General features: G+C 59.0%; 20 protein-coding genes. 11 read left to right on the top strand and 9 right to left on the bottom strand.

Features of this window, described 5'->3' with window-relative positions; genetic code table 11:
- The first annotated feature begins 17 nt into the window (after positions 1-17).
- From NMAG_RS04085 to NMAG_RS04060, 6 genes are all read left to right on the top strand, one after another.
- Positions 18-698 (top strand): IS6-like element ISNma4 family transposase, encoded by a 681-nt coding sequence (locus NMAG_RS04085; RefSeq protein WP_012996429.1) that lies wholly within the window; start codon positions 18-20, stop codon positions 696-698.
- Between the two features lie 298 nt (positions 699-996).
- Entirely contained in the window at positions 997-2,361 is a 1,365-nt protein-coding gene (locus tag NMAG_RS21490) for a chymotrypsin family serine protease (protein WP_012996428.1), read from the top strand.
- Between the two features lie 89 nt (positions 2,362-2,450).
- On the top strand, positions 2,451-3,026 hold the full coding sequence (locus NMAG_RS21955; protein ID WP_012996427.1) for a hypothetical protein: 576 nt from the start codon (positions 2,451-2,453) through the stop codon (positions 3,024-3,026).
- A 317-nt stretch (positions 3,027-3,343) separates the two neighbouring features.
- Positions 3,344-4,471: a pyridoxal-phosphate-dependent aminotransferase family protein gene (locus tag NMAG_RS04070; RefSeq protein WP_012996426.1), complete on the top strand. Its 1,128-nt coding sequence runs from the start codon at positions 3,344-3,346 to the stop codon at positions 4,469-4,471.
- 100 nt (positions 4,472-4,571) lie between these two features.
- The gene (locus tag NMAG_RS04065; RefSeq protein ID WP_004216627.1) at positions 4,572-4,880 is read left to right on the top strand and encodes a hypothetical protein; all 309 of its coding nucleotides are present in this window, start codon (positions 4,572-4,574) and stop codon (positions 4,878-4,880) included.
- Positions 4,881-5,021: 141 nt separating this feature from the next.
- Positions 5,022-6,221, top strand: coding sequence for a redox-regulated ATPase YchF (locus NMAG_RS04060; RefSeq protein WP_004216626.1), 1,200 nt, complete (start codon positions 5,022-5,024; stop codon positions 6,219-6,221).
- Positions 6,222-6,306: 85 nt separating this feature from the next.
- Here NMAG_RS04060 and NMAG_RS04055 read toward each other — a convergent pair whose 3' ends face one another.
- Positions 6,307-6,531, bottom strand: coding sequence for a hypothetical protein (locus tag NMAG_RS04055; protein WP_004216625.1), 225 nt, complete (start codon positions 6,529-6,531; stop codon positions 6,307-6,309).
- A 95-nt stretch (positions 6,532-6,626) separates the two neighbouring features.
- On the opposite strand from NMAG_RS04055, the gene NMAG_RS04050 reads away from it, so the two are divergent.
- Positions 6,627-7,268, top strand: coding sequence for a hypothetical protein (locus NMAG_RS04050; protein ID WP_004216624.1), 642 nt, complete (start codon positions 6,627-6,629; stop codon positions 7,266-7,268).
- Between the two features lie 108 nt (positions 7,269-7,376).
- Here NMAG_RS04050 and NMAG_RS04045 read toward each other — a convergent pair whose 3' ends face one another.
- The 4 genes from NMAG_RS04045 to NMAG_RS04030 all read right to left on the bottom strand — a co-directional run bounded on the left by NMAG_RS04045 (position 7,377) and on the right by NMAG_RS04030 (position 13,189).
- Complete coding sequence (locus NMAG_RS04045) at positions 7,377-9,251, bottom strand: carbon starvation CstA family protein (protein ID WP_004216623.1); 1,875 nt, start codon at positions 9,249-9,251, stop codon at positions 7,377-7,379.
- A gap of 174 nt (positions 9,252-9,425) precedes the next feature.
- The gene (locus NMAG_RS04040) at positions 9,426-10,421 is read right to left on the bottom strand and encodes an ArsA family ATPase (protein ID WP_004216621.1); all 996 of its coding nucleotides are present in this window, start codon (positions 10,419-10,421) and stop codon (positions 9,426-9,428) included.
- Positions 10,422-10,427: 6 nt separating this feature from the next.
- A complete protein-coding gene (locus NMAG_RS04035) occupies positions 10,428-10,724 on the bottom strand; it encodes a hypothetical protein (protein WP_004216620.1) in 297 nt (98 codons plus the stop codon).
- Positions 10,725-11,122: 398 nt separating this feature from the next.
- Positions 11,123-13,189, bottom strand: a complete 2,067-nt coding sequence (locus NMAG_RS04030) for a hypothetical protein (RefSeq protein ID WP_004216619.1) — start codon at positions 13,187-13,189, stop codon at positions 11,123-11,125.
- A 177-nt stretch (positions 13,190-13,366) separates the two neighbouring features.
- Between NMAG_RS04030 and NMAG_RS04025 the strand changes: the two genes are divergently transcribed.
- Both NMAG_RS04025 and NMAG_RS04020 read left to right on the top strand, forming a co-directional pair.
- A complete protein-coding gene (locus tag NMAG_RS04025; protein WP_004216618.1) occupies positions 13,367-14,716 on the top strand; it encodes a CobW family GTP-binding protein in 1,350 nt (449 codons plus the stop codon).
- Between the two features lie 265 nt (positions 14,717-14,981).
- The gene (locus NMAG_RS04020; protein ID WP_004216617.1) at positions 14,982-15,629 is read left to right on the top strand and encodes a DUF7344 domain-containing protein; all 648 of its coding nucleotides are present in this window, start codon (positions 14,982-14,984) and stop codon (positions 15,627-15,629) included.
- Positions 15,630-15,677: 48 nt separating this feature from the next.
- Here NMAG_RS04020 and NMAG_RS04015 read toward each other — a convergent pair whose 3' ends face one another.
- A complete protein-coding gene (locus NMAG_RS04015; RefSeq protein ID WP_004216616.1) occupies positions 15,678-16,151 on the bottom strand; it encodes a hypothetical protein in 474 nt (157 codons plus the stop codon).
- A gap of 136 nt (positions 16,152-16,287) precedes the next feature.
- On the opposite strand from NMAG_RS04015, the gene NMAG_RS04010 reads away from it, so the two are divergent.
- Both NMAG_RS04010 and NMAG_RS04005 read left to right on the top strand, forming a co-directional pair.
- On the top strand, positions 16,288-16,524 hold the full coding sequence (locus tag NMAG_RS04010) for a hypothetical protein (RefSeq protein ID WP_004216615.1): 237 nt from the start codon (positions 16,288-16,290) through the stop codon (positions 16,522-16,524).
- Between the two features lie 78 nt (positions 16,525-16,602).
- Complete coding sequence (locus tag NMAG_RS04005; RefSeq protein WP_004216614.1) at positions 16,603-18,228, top strand: spermidine synthase; 1,626 nt, start codon at positions 16,603-16,605, stop codon at positions 18,226-18,228.
- A 35-nt stretch (positions 18,229-18,263) separates the two neighbouring features.
- Here NMAG_RS04005 and NMAG_RS04000 read toward each other — a convergent pair whose 3' ends face one another.
- The 3 genes from NMAG_RS04000 to NMAG_RS03990 form a co-directional block, all read right to left on the bottom strand.
- A complete protein-coding gene (locus NMAG_RS04000; protein ID WP_237076836.1) occupies positions 18,264-18,455 on the bottom strand; it encodes a hypothetical protein in 192 nt (63 codons plus the stop codon).
- Positions 18,456-18,615: 160 nt separating this feature from the next.
- Complete coding sequence (locus tag NMAG_RS03995; protein WP_004216612.1) at positions 18,616-18,879, bottom strand: hypothetical protein; 264 nt, start codon at positions 18,877-18,879, stop codon at positions 18,616-18,618.
- Between the two features lie 92 nt (positions 18,880-18,971).
- The gene (locus NMAG_RS03990) at positions 18,972-19,967 is read right to left on the bottom strand and encodes a linear amide C-N hydrolase (RefSeq protein WP_012996424.1); all 996 of its coding nucleotides are present in this window, start codon (positions 19,965-19,967) and stop codon (positions 18,972-18,974) included.
- Positions 19,968-20,090: the final 123 nt, after the last annotated feature.

Below are 20,090 nucleotides of genomic sequence, written 5' to 3'. Positions count from 1 at the left end.
GTGGCGAGAAGTGTCCAATGCAACTCGCCAACCTGCTCAGAGAGACCTTAGACGTGGATTGTGATGAGGTTTGGGAGAACAAGCGCACCCCGACACCCGTCAGGGTGTTCGGGGTGCGTCTCCATTCGATGGGCTTGTCGGTTCGGGAAGTCGTCGTAGTTCTTGAATTACTCGGCATTGACCGTTCTCACGGCGCAATCTGGAACTGGACACACAAACTCTCGGAAGTGCAGAGTGACCCGCCGACGGCGCAGCCGTCGCGGGTCGCGGTTGATGAGAAACAAATCGAGGTAGACGGCGAGAAAAAGTGGCTGTACACCGCGATCGACACAGAATCAAAGCTACTGCTCGAAATTGACGTCTACAGCCGCCGCGGGACTGACCCCGCGGCGGCGTTCCTGCACCGTCTTACGGAGAAACACGATCTCAACGAGTCGGAGTTTCTCGTCGATGCTGGCGGCTATCTGATTGCCCTCGCGCGTCACGACTTGAGCGGTCAGCTCAACTACAGCGAGCGAAACCACGTTGAAAAGTGGTTTCAGACTGTCTCGATGCGGATCGACCGCTTTCACTCCTTCTGGCGGGACAGTCCGACCAGCGCAAGACGCTGGCTGAGACGCTTCAGGCACCACTATAACCACAATCGGCCGAATCAAGCGCTCAATGGCCGAACGCCAGCTGAGAAGGTGCTGAACTAGACAGTGCCGAATCCGAAAGAACACCATGTGGTTGAGGTATGATGAACACATCCTCTCAACCGGACGTTTTCCCAACCAGAACAACGCTTTATCTTCGGCTCTCACACCGGTCGGGAAGTACCGAAACTAGTCAGTGTCAAAATCACTAATTGGTTGTGATCTTGTTTTTGGCTTTTTACCGACACAACCTCATTATTCACCCGAGAAATTATTTTAAACCCTTACTGTATGTAACAGCATTATCAAAAAAGTAATATTGAATAAAAGAGTTTAAATATTAGTATACTGAAGCTATAGTATGAGAGGAAAATCTAATAAATTATCGCTGATGGGACGCCGACGGTTCATGGACACGCTTGCAAAGTTGGGAATGTCTGGAGGTGTTGCAGCGAACATTTCGAAAGAAGAACTCAAAGAATTGACGGATGATCCCACTGATAGAGTTCCGAGAGTGGAATACTACAACTTATCGAACGCAGAGGAATACAATAATCCACCTTTCCCAGACAGGCCGGGCGAACGGGTGGCTAACTATTATACAATTCCACGGGACAAGTGGATTGTTGTTGAAACAGCATTTGATGCAGCAGAACGGATTCAGAAGAAGATTGATGCTATTGAGGATAGTAAATTAATTTCATCTAGTGTGGATGTCAATGGGAGAGGTAAGAACGAAGAATATAGTGTAGTTGTAAATTATGATATATCTGTTCCTGGTTCGATTGATGGAGAGAAGGATATGGACCCATCAGAAATAGATGAAATCAAAACTTTGGACGGTGTTAGATCCCCCGATATTGATTTAAGCGAAATAATGAGGAAAGTACCTGAAACTACTGAAGGAAGTATTGGTCATGAATCTGTTGAAAATGCTTCTCGTGATGACATTCCAGTTAGATTCGAAAGCAATATTGTAGCAAATGATGCATGTTCTGATGAAGACTGTCACAATACAGACGGTTCTGACGAACGGTTTTACGAAGAGAGTTATGATTATGGATATAGTTTACGGGGAACTGGTTGTAGTATTTCGATTGAGGAGTCCGGTTGGTTCGGATACAGCAGTAGTGGTTCGCTCGGGCCTCGTATCCAACGGGACAGTGAAGAGGATGTTGGTTTTCTGACAAATGGTCACATCACATATGATACTGATGATGAATCATCAAGTGATGGTGAAGGCCGATCTGTATATCAATATGACGATGATAAAATTGGCGAAGTGGGTGAAATTAAACACGATGGCGATTGGGATATCGCATTTATTGAAATGGAAGATGGGGTAAATGCTGGGAGCCAACTATCTGACATTGGTGGTGGGTTTTCTGGAGCATTAGGATCTGAAATTGTCGGAGAGGACTGGCTCAAGGATCAGGAATATACAGGAAACATTTGTCAACAAGGACGACGCACTGGTCGATGTGAACACTCAGTGGGTCAAATTAATGATAATGTTACACCAATGAGGATTGAACTGATAAGAGCGAATGACCAAGAAGATGGTGATGGCGATTCAGGAGGACCCTATTTTTATAATGATGGAGACATTGACAATATGCGTGTTGTCGGACTTCATAGAGCATCGCTTACGCAGGGTACCCACCCTAGATCAGTCGGTAACTATATTGGTGATATTGAAGAGGAAATGGATTATACAATTGTTTAATTAAATTGTTCCACAGACAATTTTACAGCCATACATATAGTTCCCCAACAGGGGATAAACATTTATCCTCTGGAATACATGTATTATGCATGAATAGGCGACAATATCTTGCGAGTGCAACTGGAGTTGCTATTGTAGGTCTTAGTGGTTGCCTACAAATATTGGCTAGTGGTGAAATCTCACCGAGTCGTGAACCGGAAAGTGTCCCATCATCACTTGATTGTAACGACAACGATTTTGATAGGCTCTCAAACCGAGGTACAGGAGAAGTAGGTGATGCAGGATCGTTCTCGTTGCGTGTGAATGACACATCCTTCAGATATGGTGATACTGTAGAGATTACTCTCAGAAACACATCCTTCACTTCAGAATACACCGCGACCCGAGACCACTATAATTTTCTTGTATATACAGATGCAGGATGGGAAGAAGTACGTGGTGTGATCGAAGGGAACATGGATTACATAGATGTCGAACGTCGTCATCGACCTGGCACAGTATACGAATGGACGTTCGAATTGACTGATAGTGGACTCGTTGATGATGATGACGTACTCACTGTGTGTCCCTCACTTTCATCTGGACGGTATCGGTTTGTGTATTTTGGAACAACTGAACCGGTAGCTGTCGAATTTGATCTCTATCGCGATGACCAGAATATATAGTTGAATTCTCATATCACACTTGTCTTTCTGCCGAATGATTCTCTCATACTGACTAAACATTACCCAATAGAATTTAGCTTCCAGTCATTATGTTTTCTCCAAGGTCTGGTGAACTGTTAAGGGAGTTTATTTGAGGTGAGAGATCTTCTAACGGTCAATATGCACGTGAAGTGACCGAATTGCTCCGATTAATTTCCAATTCAGGTCCTGAATAAAAGCCGTGCTACTATCTACTGTTACGGTTCCGATCCGGTGGCCGGGAGTGCCGGATACCGACGACTTTAGTCCGCACCGCCGGTAGACGCGGGTAGAAACCAATGCCCAACGACTGCCACGTACCCGAGCGTCTGCGCATGACGCCGGGACCCACCGAGATCCCACCCGCAGTTCGAGAGCGCCTCGCCGAACCGGTTCCCAACCCCGACCTCGAACCCGAGTTCTTCGAGTGCTACCGCGCGCTGGCCGAGAAACTCACGCGAATTCACACGGCTGATTCGGACGGTATCACCGCCACGGACGGCCGCGACACCGCCATCCTCGCTGGCGAGGGCATCCTCGGACTCGAGGCCGCCATCGACTCGCTCGTCTCGCCGGGCGACCGCGTCCTCTGTCTCTCGAACGGCCGCTACGGCGACGGCTTCGCCGACTTCGTCACCCAGTACGACGGCGACCCGGTCACGTGCTCCGTCCCCTGGGACGAGACCCTCGACCGCGATACGGTCGAGGCAGCCATCGAGGACGCTGACGAGCCGTTCGACGTGGCGACGATGGTCCACTGCGAGACCCCCACCGGGACGCTGAACGACCTCCGTCCGGTTCTGGACGTGCTCAACGAACACGGCATCATCAGCGTCGTCGACGCCGTCTCCTCGCTCGGCGGCACGCCGGTCCCAACGGATCGGATCGACGTCTGTCTTGGGGCGAGCCAGAAGTGCTTCAGCGCACCACCTGGCCTCTCGACCGCAACGATCAGCGAGCGCGCCTGGGAGCGCATCGAGACCGTCGAAAACCGCGCCCACTACACCAACCTCACGCCCTGGCGCACCGCCGCCGACGAGGACGAGGAGTGGTTCCCCTACACCCACATGGCCGCAAACATCCGTGCTCTCGACGCCGCGGCCGACCAGATCCTCGAGGAAGGCCCCGCACAGGTCTTCGAGCGCCACCGCGAGGTCGCCGCCCACTGTCGCGACCGCGCCGCCGACCTCGGCCTCGAACCCTACCCGACAGCAACCGAAGACTGCTCGCCCACGGTGACCGCACTCGAGTACGACGGCAGCGCGACCGAGCTGCAGAACACCCTCCTGGAAGAGCACGACATCGTCCTCGCGACGGGACTCGGCGGTCTCGAGGACGATATCATCCGCGTCGGTCACATGGGCCACAACGCACAGCGCGAACTGGTCGACGAGACGATGGACGCGCTGGCGACGGTACTCGAGTAGCCCCTCTCCTTCGTAGTCCGCCCCTTCGTGGCCCATACTTCAACCGCGGCCGGAACCTGCAGGTAGAACCGTTTCCCGTGATCCCGTTCTACTGGCTGATATGTCTGACCGCGACTCCAATCTGGATCCTGATGCCGGTACCGACCAGGATCCGACTGAGAAGCCGACGCACGACGCGGAGGAAGCCCAGCAGGAGGGTGCGCAGATGGCTCGCAACTGGATCGCGATCGCCGTCGTCTCGATCCTCGTGTTGCTGTTGCTCGTCATTGGCATGATGCAGGCGACCGGGCTGGTCGACGTGTTCGCACCGATTGCGGATACGCAGACCCAGCAGTGGGGTGCCTTTGCCGTCCTTGCGCTGATCGTGCTGGCGATTGCGGGCTGGAGTTGGACGACGCTGGCCCGGTAACTCGTCTCGAGTCGCAGAACTGAGTGGGTGGCTGTCGGTTTTCCTCGCGACCGGACGTCGGCCAAGGGTGTGTCAGGGCCAGCCATAGCACGCGGACAGCAGACAGAAACCCGTTTAGGGCTGGTTCGCCAGGCACTGATAATGAGTACGAGTTACCGAATTGGACTGGTTGGCAAACCGTCCGTCGGGAAATCTTCTTTCTTCAACGCTGCGACGATGAACGATGTGCCCGAAGGGGCGTACCCGTTCACGACCATCGACCCAAGCGTCGGCGAGGCCTACGTCCGCGTCGACTGTGCGGCCCCGGAGTTCGACGAGGAGTGTACCCCGAACGTCGGCTACTGCGACCACGGCACCCGCTTCGTGCCGACGAAACTCGTCGACGTCGCGGGCCTCATTCCCGGCGCACACGAGGGCAACGGCCTCGGCAACCAGTTCTTGAGCGACCTGAACGAGACGGACGTGCTCGTCCACGTCGTCGACTTCTCGGGCGAGACCGATCTCGAAGGCGAGCCGACGGAGGGCCACGACCCTCGCGAGGACATCGCCTTCTTAGAGGAGGAACTCGACCAGTGGTACCTCGATATCCTCGAGAAAGGGATCAAGCGATACGAATCGGGCTACACCACCGAGGACGACGCCATCGAGGAAGAACTCGCCGAGCAGATGAGCGCGTTCAAAACCAACGAGGACGAGATCAAACTCCTGATCCGCCGCACCGATATCGGCTTCGACCCCGACGAGTGGGACGACGAGGATCAACTCGAGTTGGCTCGCGAAATCCGCAAGGAGACCAAGCCGATGGTCATCGCGGCGAACAAGATGGACACGCCGGAAGCGCAGGCGAACTACGAGGAGATCACGTCCGATCCAGAGTACGAACACCTGACGATCGTTCCCTGCAGCGCACACGCGGAGAAAGCCCTCAAGTCGGCGGACAAGGCCGGCGTCCTCGATTACCGACCGGGTGACGACGGCTTCGAAATTACGGGCGATGTCTCGGGCGAGCAAGAACAGGGCCTGGAACAGATCCGTGACTTCCTCGACGGGTACGGCGCAACCGGTGTCCAGGCAGCCCTGGAAACCGCGCTGTTCGACGTACTCGGCGTGACGCCGGTGTTCCCCGGCGGCGCGAACGGCCTCGGAAACGAACGCGGCGAGGTGCTGCCCGACTGCTACCTGATCCCGCCGAACTCGACTGCCGAGGACTTCGCCTACAGTCTCCACTCGGACATCGGCGACGGCTTCCTCCACGCAATCGACTGTCGGTCGAACCGCCAGCTCGGGAAGAACTACGAGGTCGAGCCGCGAGACGTCATCGAAATCATCACGACGAACTGAGCGACTGTCAGTCTGCTGGCTCTCTTCTCTCTCCCAGTGTTTAGTGCGTAGCGGTCAGTACTTCAGTGCTTCAGCACTCAGCGACTCAGTTCCCCCAGGTGAGCTGCCGAACGCGCTCGCTTACTCGAGTCGACAGTCCCGAAAGCCAGCCGTCCGGAGAGAGACGGCGAAGCGCTGATTCTTCGACTTCGATTCGTGCCTCACCGTAGGGGTCTCGGTCCGCCCGGTCACGGTCAGACTGCTCACTCTGTGCGGCTTCGACTGCGACGGACATCGAGCAGCGGCCACACGCCTCGCGTTTTCGTGCCATGTGGTGACTCGGTTATACCTGTCTTTGGACGCTGCGGTATGTAAACACACAGGTCGTCCCGACGGCTTTTTGGTCCCCTCGTGGCATTCATCCACATGGAACGAACCGCGGATGGTCACACTGAAACTGGTGTGAGCTCCCAAGACGGCGGCTCGCCGGCCGACGTTGACCTCGCGGACGTCCCCGACTGGGACGACGAGTACCTCGACAGAGTGAGCGACCGGCTCATGCACAACTATGACCTGGAGAAAGACTACCGGATAGAGGGTGAGTCGTTCACGCTCTACGGCGAACTGTCGCTCGTGAGCCAGAAGCACTTCCTGCATCCTGCACTCTCGTTCGCCGAACACGAGTCGAACGAGCACCTGTTCGTCAAACAGGTCGACCGTGTCGACGACGACACACTCGATCGGTTCGCGGCTCTCGGCGACGACCTCGCGGATAAGTGGATCGAGGCGACCGAGGAGCACTTCTGTACGGAGTTTACGTTCGTGCTCATCACAGACAGTATTCCAGACACCGTCCGGAGTCGTGTCGACTCCCACGACGGACGAACACTGCTCAAATACGGCTATCACGGCCACTATGAGACGAACTTCGTCGTCGTCGCACCGGACGAAGCGGAACTGGTCGCAAGCGACAACGCAGACGTTGCAACGGCGTTTCGACTCTGGGAGCCGATCGAACACGAGGAACCGGGACTACTGGGGCTGCTCTCCCGACGGCTCCAGTTGTAGTCACAGCCAGTCGGCTGCTTCTACAGATTGCTGCCGTCGGTACTCGACACAGTCGATCTGCAGCGGTCAAAAAATGAACCACACCACCGAGCCGCGAGTGCGGCTCGACTAGTCGTCGTCCTGACTCACGTCGGCCACGACACCCGTCCCGCTGTCGCGAGCCGTCTGCAAGTTGTCGTACCCGATCTTGAACAGCGACAGTGCCAGGTACAGCAGCGTCGCGATGATCAGGACCTGGGCGATCGCCGAGGCGATTCCGATAGCGCCAGTCTCGGCCTCCGCGGTAATCCCGAGGAGGCGACCACCAATGATCTGGTAGCCACCGACCCATATCAGGCCACAGACTGTAATGAACCCCATCAGCATCATCGGTCCACCGGTCGAGACGAGCTGCTTCGTCTTGCTCCAGTTGGCCAGCCAGACGGTTGCCGTGAGGAGTGCAAGCGACGCCAGCAGCTGGTTTGCGCCGCCGAACAGCGTCCAGAGGTCCTCCCAGCGACCGCTGCCGAGCAGTAGGAACGCCGCGATGGCGATCACGGACGTGTTGACGTAGCTGTTGGCTGCATACGCTTCGACCTCGGTTTCAGGCGTACCGATGAGTTCCTCGAGCATGTAGCGACCGAGGCGGACGGCCGTGTCCATACTCGTCAACAGGAAACTCGCGAGGACGAGCGCCATGAACGGCGCACCGTACTCCATCGGGATACCGAACGCCGTGAGGATCGCCCCGCCACCGGTTGCAAAGTTCGGTAGCGCCAGCGCGATTCCGCCGTCAGCGGCGGGAATTGCGATAATCGTCACGGTCACGAGTGCGACTGCAGCGAGCAGTCCCTCCGCGAGCATGCCACCGTAGCCGATCAGCTTGGCGTCAGTCTCCTTGTTCAGTTGTTTCGCCGTCGTCCCCGATGAAACGAGCGAGTGGAACCCGCTGACGGTCCCACACGCGATGGTGAGGAATAACAGCGGGAACAGCGGCATTAGCGGGATCAGCCCCTCCTGTGCGATGGGGCCAGCCTCGCCGAAGAAGCCGTACCAGGCACCCGTTTCGATCTGGAAACTCAGTGCGTCCCCGGTGTCCGGGTGAACTGCATCGCTTCCCATTCCGGTGATGAACGTGCCGACGATGACTGCGAGCAGCCCCCCACCGACACCCGTGTACAGCAGGAACGACGAGAGGTAGTCACGCGGCTGTAGCAACATCCACACCGGCAGGATACTCGCAAGCGCCCCGTAGACAAGGATGACGAGCACCCACGCACCGATGTTGACGCTCTCGAGTAACGCCGGAATAAAGAACGGTGCCGACTCCAGCAACACGATCGTTCCCTCTGGGTACTCTCCTGGAACGAGCGCGAGCGGATACTGGATACCGGCCCAGACCGAGCCGAACACGCCAGCTACGAAGACGACCGTGCCGACGGAGAACGGCAGGCCAAGCTGGTAGAGCCAGACACCGAACAGGAGCGCGAGCGTGATGTAAATCAGGCTCGCCGTCGCTGCCTGTGGATACGCGTCCAGGACGACTCCGATGACGAGTGCGAACACCGCCACGACCAGAATCGTCAGCAAGAACGCGAACCACAGTAGCATATTCTTGCCGCGTTCACCGACGTACTCGCCGATGATGTACCCAATCGACTTCCCTTCGTGTCGAAGACTGCTCGACAGCGAGACGAAGTCGTGAACCGCACCGATGAGCGGGTTGCCGATCGCAACCCACAGCACAGCAGGCACCCACCCCCAGACCAACGCCGCCGTAATCGGTCCGACGACCGGTGCGCCGCCCGCGATACTCGAGTAGTGATGCCCCAATAGGACCGGCTTTTTCGCCGGTACGTACTCCTGGCCGTCCTGATACTTGTGCGCCGGTGTCTCACGGCTGTCGTCTAGGTTGACGAACTGCGAGAGGTACCGACCGTACGTGATGTACGCGACGGTAAACGTCGTTAGTATCAGTGCAACGATCCAGATCACACCTGCCATGTTATTGTCTCCCGCACGAACCGTTGAACGGGAACACCATAAATATAATTTATTTAGGTTCGCCAATCCACCGATAGAAGCGATTCTTCACCACTAGAATCGGAAATATTTTCGCTGAAGCAACACTGGTTCGACAGATGAACACCAATACGGCCGTAAGCAGTTGACAATCTGTCAACTCTCGTCGGGGGACACCTGCTCGTTTAGCAGGTCCGCACTCGGGCCGGCAATCTCGAGTTCAGTCGCAACGTCGTCCAGGATACTCCCGCGAACTTCCTCGACTCGCGTTTCGATTGTCGCCACGACCGGCACGTCGAACTCGTCGTCAATTCGATCTAGACGGTCGCGCTCCGTCGCGACGCGGTCGCGAAGGTAGCGTGCGCCACGTCCCTCTTCGTCCGGGTCGGGTTCAGGGGTCAGGCGATTGACCACGAGTCCGCGAACGGGTAGTTCGGCCTCGGTAAGCGTCTCGACGGAACGGCGAGTTTCGCGGATCGAGAGTTCGTCCGGATTTAACACGAGGTAGAAAGCAGCCTGCTCCCGCAGCACATCCCCAGCAAATTCGAACCGCTCCTTGCGTCCCTGTAATCGTGCGAGCACCGGATCACCGTCCATCACGCGACGGGGCTCCTGATTGCCGATCGCAGCCTTCTCGTAGAGGTCGATACTTCGCCGACGCTTTGCCATCAGTCGGTCGATCCACTGTTCCAGGAGTTCCGGCAGCGCGAGCAACCGCAGCGTCGACCCAGTTGGTGACGTATCGAACACCACCCTGTCGTACGCCTCAGCGTTCTGCATCACGTCGACGAACCGATCGAACAGCGCTGCCTCGTACGCTCCCGGCGTCTGATGGGCCATCTCGAGTTGGATGTCCACCTCGTTGACCATCGCCGCCGACAGCTGCGAGTTTAACTGTCGCTTGAGGTCCAGCAGATGGTCCTGTACCTCCTCTTCTGGATCGATTTCCATCGCAGAGAGCCCATCGTACCCCTCGACCGACTGGGGCTCGTCACTGAACTGCTGGCCGAACACGTCGGTCGTGCTGTGGGCCGGATCCGTCGACACAACGAGCGTCTCCTCGCCCACCGTGGCGCACTCGAGTGCGTACGCACTGGAGACGGTCGTCTTGCCGACACCACCCTTCCCGCCGAAGAAGACGAAGTCAGTCATCAGCAGTTAGAAGTGGTACTGGTGGCCCTTGCGCTCGACGATCGATTGGCGGTCCCACATGCGCCGTTCCCAGGCGCTGAACTCGTCTTCGAGGTAGGGCAGCAGTTCGGCGGTGTAGTACGAGACCGGACTTGGAATGCCGAAGGCGTCGGGAAAGCACGCGAGCATGAACGCGTCCTCAGTGTCCTCGGCTTCCTGCTCGATTTTCTCGTAGGCCGGGTGCGTGAACATCCCGTGGTAGAGTCCCCTGAGCCACTCCTCGAGCGTCACCCGAAACGACTCGATTCGGTCGGCAAGTGTCATCGTCGGTCATGCTCGGGGCCGGAGACTAAAATATCTCGCCCTCGTGGGATCACACCGCTTGCAACGTATTGTACCGATGGACCGTGTACTGGTCTGTTCAACTTTCACTCCTCTCCCGACAGGTCGTTGGTGGTTGCCGACGTGTTGTTGAGAGGGAGACCAGACGAAGCCGAACCTGTCTGGTCAGTCCAAATCAGACCAAACTAAACGAAGCCAACCAGATCAGAAGCGGTGGACGAGAGAAACACAGAGCGACCAGTACAACACACACACAGAGCGACCAGCACACCCACCTGCAGTCCATGCGAATCAACATCGAAAGAGACCCTGGAAACCAGCAGGAAAAGCCGACAGAGAGTTGATTTCAGAAACCGACCATACCCGCGAACGCAGCGTGTTTAGCGATCGGGCAGCACAAACCCGATACGGTGGGCGTCGTACTGAAGCGAGATTTCGCGGATCTCGCCGAACTCCAGCTCGTCCGCCTCATCGTTGGCAGCAGTATCGGTAGTAACTGAATCCGAGTCGACAGTGAACGTCTCTCCCTTCTCGAACGTGCCATCGATTTCGTCAGCCAGTTCCATCTCGAACCGGTCTGCATCTGTCCAGACATCTGCGGTGAGTTCGGACGCCGGAAGCGGGTCGCCGCCGACGTGCTCGACCGTTCCATCATCGTACTCGAGTTGAACCGACGGCCGAACACGCGTCCAGCCGATCCGGGCATCCGTGCCAGCCCAGACGACTTCGATTTCGGTGCCGACGTCGACGCCGTCGATTTTAACCGTCGTCCCGGAGGAGACGGTGTCGTACTCGTCGGCCCACTGGGTGGCAGCCGGTTCGTCGTCGATCAGGAGTTCGTAGTCGTCGGCCGGACGTTCGGTGTCGTCAGTGTCGGTTTCGTCGTCTCCATTTGCCTCTGCTGTGACACCAGGCTTCGCGTGCGGCTGGCGTTCTCCGAACTCGAGTGTGGCCTCGACTGTCCGGTTCTCGTAGTCGTACTCGAAGCGCGCGGAACCAGGTGGACGGGCCCGGAGGTTGCTGATACCGTCACTGGGTTCGATACCATCCCAGCCGACGATAATCTCGTCACCGGGCTCGATGCCGTCGAGAGTCGCCGTCGTTCCCTCCGTGAGCTCTTCGCCCTGCCACGGTTGCGTTGTCGTGCGCGGTTCGGGCGCGTCTTCGTCAGGTCGGTACCGCGGGCGCTCGTCGTAGGCAGCGAGGTGGACCCGGTCACCGTCGAGCGGGAAGTCGTCCAGGTACGTGACGACGAGTTCGCCGGTGTCAACGTCGAGTTCACTGGTAAACTGGAAGTGAGAGAGGAGCGACGTTCCGCTTCCGGAACTGCCGAGTTCGTGATCGTGGTGCAGCCTGATCGACAGGTTCGGCTCGACATCGTCCATGTCCATCACGATCGTGTCGCCCTCCTCGAGTTTCCCGTGACCGTCGGCCCAGATGTCACGGTCGTACTCCTCGTCGCCGACCTCGAAGGTGAGGTCCTCAACCGGCGTCGGATCGCCACGACCGAGTTCGATCTCGAGGTAGTCGTCGTCGAAGTCGATCTCGCGGTCGACTCGGAGGTGACCGGGGCTGTCGTGATCTCTGACCGCGCGTTCGGCAGCGAGGTCGCGTTCGACGGTCGTGCTGACGAACGTTCCGTCGATGTCGACCGTCGGCTCGTCGGTCGTTGCGGCGTAGGCAAACTCCGCTTCGAGCGATTCGATCAACTCGTCGGTGATGTCCGACTCGTCCTCGAACTCGAGTCCGACCGACATCTCGATCGTGTCCACATCGAGGACGGTCTGGGCGTGGGAGAGATACGTCGGCGTGGCGTCCATCTCTCCCGGTGCCATCAACTGTTCGTCTCCGATCTGAACCGTGCGCGCGTCGCTGTCCTCGAAGGCTGACAGACCTGCATCGAGCGTCGATTCGTCGTCGAGGAGACGATCGGCCTCTTCGGCGTTGGAATCGATCGCTGCGTCGATCGTCTCGGCGTCGGCGGCCACAATGATAACGTCGCCATCGGTTCCGGCGACGGCGTCATCGTCGTCGAAATCGGCAAACTCGTACTCGAGTCCGCTGTCTGTTTCGCGAGATTTCGTATCCACCTCGAGTTTGGGCCCTGCGAGGATCTTGAGTGGGTGTGTGAACTCCTCGGTGTAAGAGGTGGCGTGGACGCTCTTCGAGATGTCCTCGGCTTCGAGGTCGAGTGTGCCAACGTTCGGGAACGGATCGTGGGGCTGATCGGCCTCGAGCAGCCGGTCGTAGTTCGTCGCCGTCAGGACCATCGAGTCCTGCGCGATCGAGGAGGGGAGATACGCGAGCAGGTCGTCGAACGTCGTGTCGGTCGTCGTGGAGGCGGTGGTAGCGCGCTCGTCCGTCGCGGCGACGGTCGAACCCGCAACGGCAGCAGCCATCGTCGCACCGATTCCACCGAGGACCGAACGGCGGGGACACTGTTGCATGTAGCCCCGTTTTAATTCCACTAACACAAGTAGGTTATCATTACTTTCCATCCCAGAAATACGTCATCGCGAATGTGATGGTGCCTGGAGAGATTTCATCGCAGCACCCAGCGATTGGCCCGTCGAAGCGCCGTCGAGACGACGGGTCTTAACCCATGCAACACAATCACTCTCTATATGTCCGCGACGATTCCCGTGACGATTCTGGCTGGCAGCCTGGGTGCGGGAAAGACGACGTTGCTCAATCATCTGTTACAGAACGCCGGAGACCGTGATCTCGCCGTCCTCATCAACGATATGGGTGCGGTAAACGTCGACGCCGAACTCGTCGCCGAGGGCTCTGATCTCGACGTCGACGACGGCATCGCCGAACTGTCGAACGGCTGTCTCTGCTGTGAATTGCAGGACGACCTCGAGACCGCAGTCGTCCGCCTGGCCCGGAGCCGGGAGTTCGACCACCTGATCGTCGAATCCTCAGGTATCTCCGAACCGGTACCGGTTGCTCGCCTCTTTACGACGACGTCGCGCGTGGCCGCCAGTTACGACGTCGATTCGATCGTCACGGTGCTCGATACACGACTATTCATCGACACATTCGGTGGGGAAGACGTGCCGGAACGAGAGACCGATCCCGCTGCGGAGTCCGACCGCCCGCTGTCGGACCTGCTCATCGAACAGCTGGAGGTCGCCGATATCGTTCTCTGTAACAAGGCCGACCGCTGTGAGCCAGCGGAGCTCGCGGAGGCGACGGCTCTCGTCGAAGCACTCCAGCCCGACGTGCGGACGATTCAGACCGAGTTCAGCGCGGTTGATCCCGATCAGTTACTCGGTGTGGACCTGTTTGAACTGGGCAACCTCGACGAACGCGAGAGTCTCGAGCGTGTGGCTGAGGCGGCCGATGGGAGCCAGAGTCCGAACGACGACCAGCACCAACACAGCGACCAGCACCAACACGACGACCAGCACCACAACCAACAGCGACAGCACGATCATCAGCACCGCCACCCCGACGAAGTCTACGGCGTCGACTCCATCGTCTACCGCTCGCGCCGTCCCTTCCATCCAGAACGATTCGCTGCCTTCCTCCGAACGCTTCCAGAATCCGTCGTCCGCTCCAAGGGAACCGCCTGGGTCGCGAGCAGCGACATGCAACTCACCCTCTCTCACGCCGGCTCCTCGAGTCGTCTCACCGCCGCCGGCCCCTGGATCGCCGACCTCCCCGACCTCGAACGCGACCTCTACCGTTCTAACCGACCCGAACTCGAGTGGGACGACGATGTTGGCGACCGACAGACGGAACTCGTCTTCATCGGGACGGGGTTCAACGATGGGGGCGAAACCGCCCATCCTTCTCCGAACGACAACGGTTGCGAGCGCGAAATGGCGGGGCTCGAACAGCAACTGCGCACGAGCCTCGCGGACTGTCTGGTGACGGATGCTGAATGGGAACAACAGACAGTCAGCAGTGAGGATAGGTTCCCCTCTGAAACGGGTGAAGAGGCTGTCTTCCACCGAGAACGCTCATAGCTATCAGCCGTTCTGAACGGCCACGACCGACGAGGTTCAAAAGTGTATGAATGTCCTATCTTTGGCAAGAAGACTTGCCGTATCGTATCTCCTTATGAAACTGTTAGGGGCACCAATACACCACTAACAATACGATTATGGGACTAATGAGCGATTAACAGCGACAGTCTGACTTTTGAAACGTATTGCAACTTTTACTGTTTTTCACGACATGACGTACAACAACATTTAGGTAGTCGCAGTTCGCCCCACCGGAGTAGATAGTATGAGCATCACCGACCGCCCAACCGCTGGCGACCCTGAGACGGAGTCGGCATCCCCGCCGGACGAGGCCGCGGAGGAATCGACACCCCTCTCCGATGACGACGTCTTCCATATCCTCCAGACGTCGCGCAGGCGGGAGGCGATCCGATACGTATTGGATAGCGAGGGAACCGTCAAGATGGGGAATCTCGCAGAGCACGTCGCCGCTCGCGAGCACGACACTACTGTCGCTAAACTAACCTCTACGCAGCGCCAGCGCGTCTACATCCCGCTGTATCAGTCTCACCTGCCAAAACTCGATAAGGCAGGCGTCATCGAGTACAACAAATCGCGCGGCATCATCCGCCCCGGTGCGCACCTCGAAACCTTCAGGCCGTATCTCGAGGTTACAATGACTGACGCACCAGCCGACGAGAGCGAGTCGCTATGGTCCCGCCTCGACGGGCGAATCGATACCGACGAAACCTACTACATAGCGACTGCGACGGCGAGCGTCGGCCTGCTCCTCGCCGCCGCGTTTGGTCTGCTCCCCATCTCAGGACTCACCCTCGGCACCATCATCACGACGCTGTTCGTCCTCACAACGTTCGCGTGTGCGGACGACCATCGACTCGTTCTCAGTCAGGTCGCCGGTCGCCGCCGTAGTTAATCACTTCGCCGTCCACCAGCCCTCGTTGCTCTCACTCTCCACCTGGCGTTACTCGAGTTCCTCGGCGAACGTCTCGAGTGCGCGTTGTAGTTCGCCCTTGCGTTTCCAGGCGGCGATTCGGTCGCCGAACGGGAGCGGAGCGGCGAGAGAGACGGCAGAGCGGAGGGTGAGGTGGGTTTGAGAGTGCTGTTGTTGCGGGTCCTGTTGCCGGCCCTGTTGCTGATCCTGTCCCTGCATTCGCTCAGCCATAGACTCGAACTCCAGCCACGTCTCCATGTGCGAAAACGGCCCCTGTTCACCTGCTTGCGTATAATAGATCGCGTCCTCGCGTTCTTCGAACTCCAGCGGAAGCTGCATCCCGGGACCGCTGGCGACGACAGTTGTGGCCCCCGTCGTCTCGTCCTCGTCGATATCGACGACGGTGAAGCTCCCCTCCGCCTCGATAATCGTCGCTGGATCGAGGCGCTTTTGGAGTGTCGCCGGCGAGACGTCGATCGTTCGGGAGACGGTGACCTCACGCATACGTCAGCGGTTCGAGCGAGGCGTTATAAAGCCCGCTGCTCACGTGTGTTCTGCATCGCAAATCGACCCCGACGAGGACGCGACTGCAGCACCGACGACGGAAACGGCTAAGTGACTGACGCTCCCCTATCGCGCTATGGCTGGCGATTCCGGTACGGACGGCGACCGCGGCGGCTTTCGTGAGGGACTCGAGTCCTCCCGAGGCGATCCGCGACTGCTCATCGTCCTCAACGCGATTCTCTCAGGACTGTTCGCCTGGTGGCTCGTCTGGGGCGCGGCACTCGTGGGGGCACTCGAGTACAGTCTGCCGACGGTCGCCGTCGTCGCGGTCGGGCTCTTTTTGTTGACGCATGTGATGACGCGTCCGTCGTAAGGTCGCTATAGAACAGCCCACTCACGCTGACGCGCCGAGGCGACAGGTACTCACGGACGGCCCATCACATTCCGGACGATGACCCTCCAGGAGGTCGCTGCGTATCGCCCGACGAAACCCGAACTCGCCGTCTTCGTCTCGGGGGTCACGAGCATGGGACTTGAGATCCTCGCCGTGCGGGTGATCGCCCCGCAGTTCGGGAACCATATCTACACCGTCGGCGGCATTCTGACCGTCCTCCTCGCTGCACTGAGCCTCGGCTACTGGCAAGGTGGCAAGCGGGCGGCGACGGCGAGCACCCGCGAGATGAGCTGGCTCATGCTCGGGACTGCGGTCTACGTCGCCGTGGTGATTTTCGCGAGCGACCTGCTTCTCACGTACACCTCGACGCTCGCGTTGCCGCCGCGCTATGCCTCACTGCCTGCGGTTATCATCCTCTTCGGGCCGCCGACCTACCTCCTCGGCTTCATCAGTCCTTACGCAGCCGAACTCTCTCGAAAGCGCGGGACTGGCGAGGCGTCGGGCCACGTTTACGCGCTCGGCACCATCGGAAGCATCGTCGGCTCGGGTGCGACGACGTTCATCCTGATTCCCTCCATGGGTGTCGACGCGATCGGCCTCCTGTTCGGGCTCATGCTCGTCGCCACCGCACTCGTCCTCGTCGCACCGAGTCTGCCCCGCAGACCAACCGTCGCGAGCGTTTTCATCGCACTCATCCTCGTCCTCGCCGCGGCTGGCGGCCCCGCCATCTTCGACGTCGATCACCGCGGCGAAATCGTCCACGAAACCCAGACGCCACACCAGCAACTCGAGATCGTCGACGACGACAACGTCCGGACGATGTACTTGGACGGCGCGCGACACAGCGCGCTGAACAAAGACGACCCCGACGAGCACGTCTTCACCTACACGAAGTACTTTCACCTGCCGATGCTCATGACCGACGATATCGACGACGTTGAGCGGGTGCTGTTCGTCGGTGGCGGCGGCTACACCGGCCCGACAGACTTCGCGGAGCAGTACGATGCGACCGTCGACGTCGTCGAAATCGATCCCGCCGTTACCGACGCCGCAGAGGAGTACTTCACACTCGAGGACCACGACGAGCGCGACGACCTGAACGTCTACGCGACCGACGGCCGGCAGTTCCTCCAGAGCACCGACGAGACCTACGACGTGATCGTTCTCGACGCCTACAAGAAGGATCAGGTCCCGTTCCACCTGACGACCGTGGAGTTCATGGAACTCGCCTCGGACCGACTGGCCGACGACGGCATCCTCCACGCAAACGTCATCGCCGCGCCGAGCGGCCCAGCAGCCGAGTTCTACCACGCCCAGTACGAAACGATCGACGAGGTCTTCCCCGAGGCCTACAGCTTCCGCACCTCGGACGCGAACGCGATTCAGAACATCCAGGTCGTCGCGACTAACGACGACAGCGCACCAGCGTTCGACGAGGAAGTACTCGAGTCCAGAAACAACGAGCGGGCCGCGGCGATGGGGGTCGACCTCAGTGGTGCGATCGACAACAAACTCGACGAGCCAGAATCGGACGATGCGCCGGTGTTGCGAGACGACCGTGGCGAGGTGGACAGCCTGCTCGATCCGATGTTCGGCCAGCGGTACGTGATCGAGGAGTCAGAGGGCGGCACCGTCGAGGCCGAAGCGGAGCCGGGTGAGCCGGCTGCGTCGCTCGCTGGCTGATCGTGCTAAAACCCACCTTCCGCTGATCGCTGCCGTCAGCGATAGATCTGCTGATACCGCTCGCGATACTCACGTAGTGCGATCCGTGCGCGTCGGCGTGACTGAAAACCGAAGCCAACGGCCGGACACTCCTCGTCCGGACACGCCCAGACGAACGTCTCCGAGTGCGGATCTCTCGTCACCGAGACGTCCCGCTCACAGCGCGGACAGCACCATCCCCAGCGGATGTCGCCGGCGTACTCGTGTGCGTCTGGGTCGGTATTTGAACCGGTGTCAGAACCAGAATCGGAGCCAGCATCAAAATCAAATCCTCCCATTCGATACCGACCAGAACACCGCCAGCCAGAAAGGAACTCGAGTACACCTGTGCACGCTTCAAGTGTTACGTTACCTCGCACGACGGGTATCACGCCGCACGGCAAGATAGAGACCGACGAGGAGGAGGCCGAACAGGACAGCACCACGAAGGCCGGTCATGACTGTGGCGAGGAGGAGTACGGCGAACAGCGTCAGTCCCCACGCTGGTGGATTCGCCACGCGGTGATGTCTCGCGTTCAGCGTGACGCTCCCGCCTACGACCGCGAATGCGATGAGCGCGAGCAGCGAGGCCAGCAGGACATCCGCACTGTTGACCAGTTGAGCCAGATACATTGCCCGGACAGTACGCTGCAGGTGTATAAATACACTGAGCTGTCGGATCGCTGGTGTGCTGCCGGGCTACGCGGAGACGGCGGTGTGCCCGCTCACCCAGTCGCCGCTTCGGGGCCGAGGAAGACGAACGGTTCGTGGGGCTCTAGCTGGCCCGAGACGTCGCCGGCGAACGCGTTCGACTGGTTGGGACCGAGTTGGAGGGTTCGCGCCCCGGAGCCGGCAGCGAACTCGAGTTCGTCGAGTTCGACCCAGAAGGCGTTGGGCATGAGTGCCGACTCGAAGTAGTAGATGCCGTCCTTGTGGTCCGCGACGGTTCGCCAGCGCGTCGAGGAAATGTGGGGTTCGTCCGGCGTGCTGATGCCGTACGGCACTGAGGCGTTTCGAATCACGCCGAACGCGCTGGCGGTCGCGGTACGACGGTCCTCGACGCTCGGCACGGCATCAACGTAGAACCGCGCCCGCACGAATCGGTCTGCTGGACGGTTCGTTCCGGGTAACATGACTGTCCCACCGATTTCACTCCAGTACTCGGCTAGCGCGAGTTGCTTGTCGAACGTCGGCGAGTTCGTCATCACCTGATACTCCCGGCTGTGGTGGATGGTGAGTTCGCCGTCGACGTACTCCATGATCGCACTGTCGCCGGTCGCGTCCGAGAGGGAGAGATGCAGCGCCGCCAGTCTGTCCTGTCCGGGGACCTGCTCGGTGACGACGACGAACTCCTTCTGTTGGGCGTGTTCGACGGCGTCTGCGACGGTTTCGAAGTTGTCGAGCATGTACTGCGCCCACAGCGAGATCGCCATGGCTTCTTCCTCGCCGTCCCAGTCAGGGTACTCCGATTCAGGGAGCCACAGCAGGTTCGCAACCAGGCCGGCCTCGTTCATTCCGTCAGTGGTGGCGATATCGTAGGCGGTCGTGACGACGCTGCCGTACTCTGCCGTCCACTCCATCGAGGTCGGGCCGACCTGCCCGGTCCGCTCCATGCCGCGCGGGAGCGTCCAGATGTTGCTCCCGATATCTTCGCCCCAGTCCATCGAGCGAGCCGTGAGGACGCGCCCCTCCTCGCCGAGATACACCAGTCGTGTGCACATCTATCGCCGCCCTCCTGAAACCGCGCCACACCGTTCGTCGATTGAAACCATGGGAGAGTTGTCACCTCCCGCAGAAATAATGAACGTACCTGCATTGGCAGTGCCGTCCCCAAACGGTACCGA

This window comes from Natrialba magadii ATCC 43099 (assembly GCF_000025625.1).
Lineage (GTDB): Archaea > Halobacteriota > Halobacteria > Halobacteriales > Natrialbaceae > Natrialba > Natrialba magadii.
Note: the sequence above shows the minus strand (reverse complement) of the source record. Positions and strands in the feature narration are given on the sequence as shown.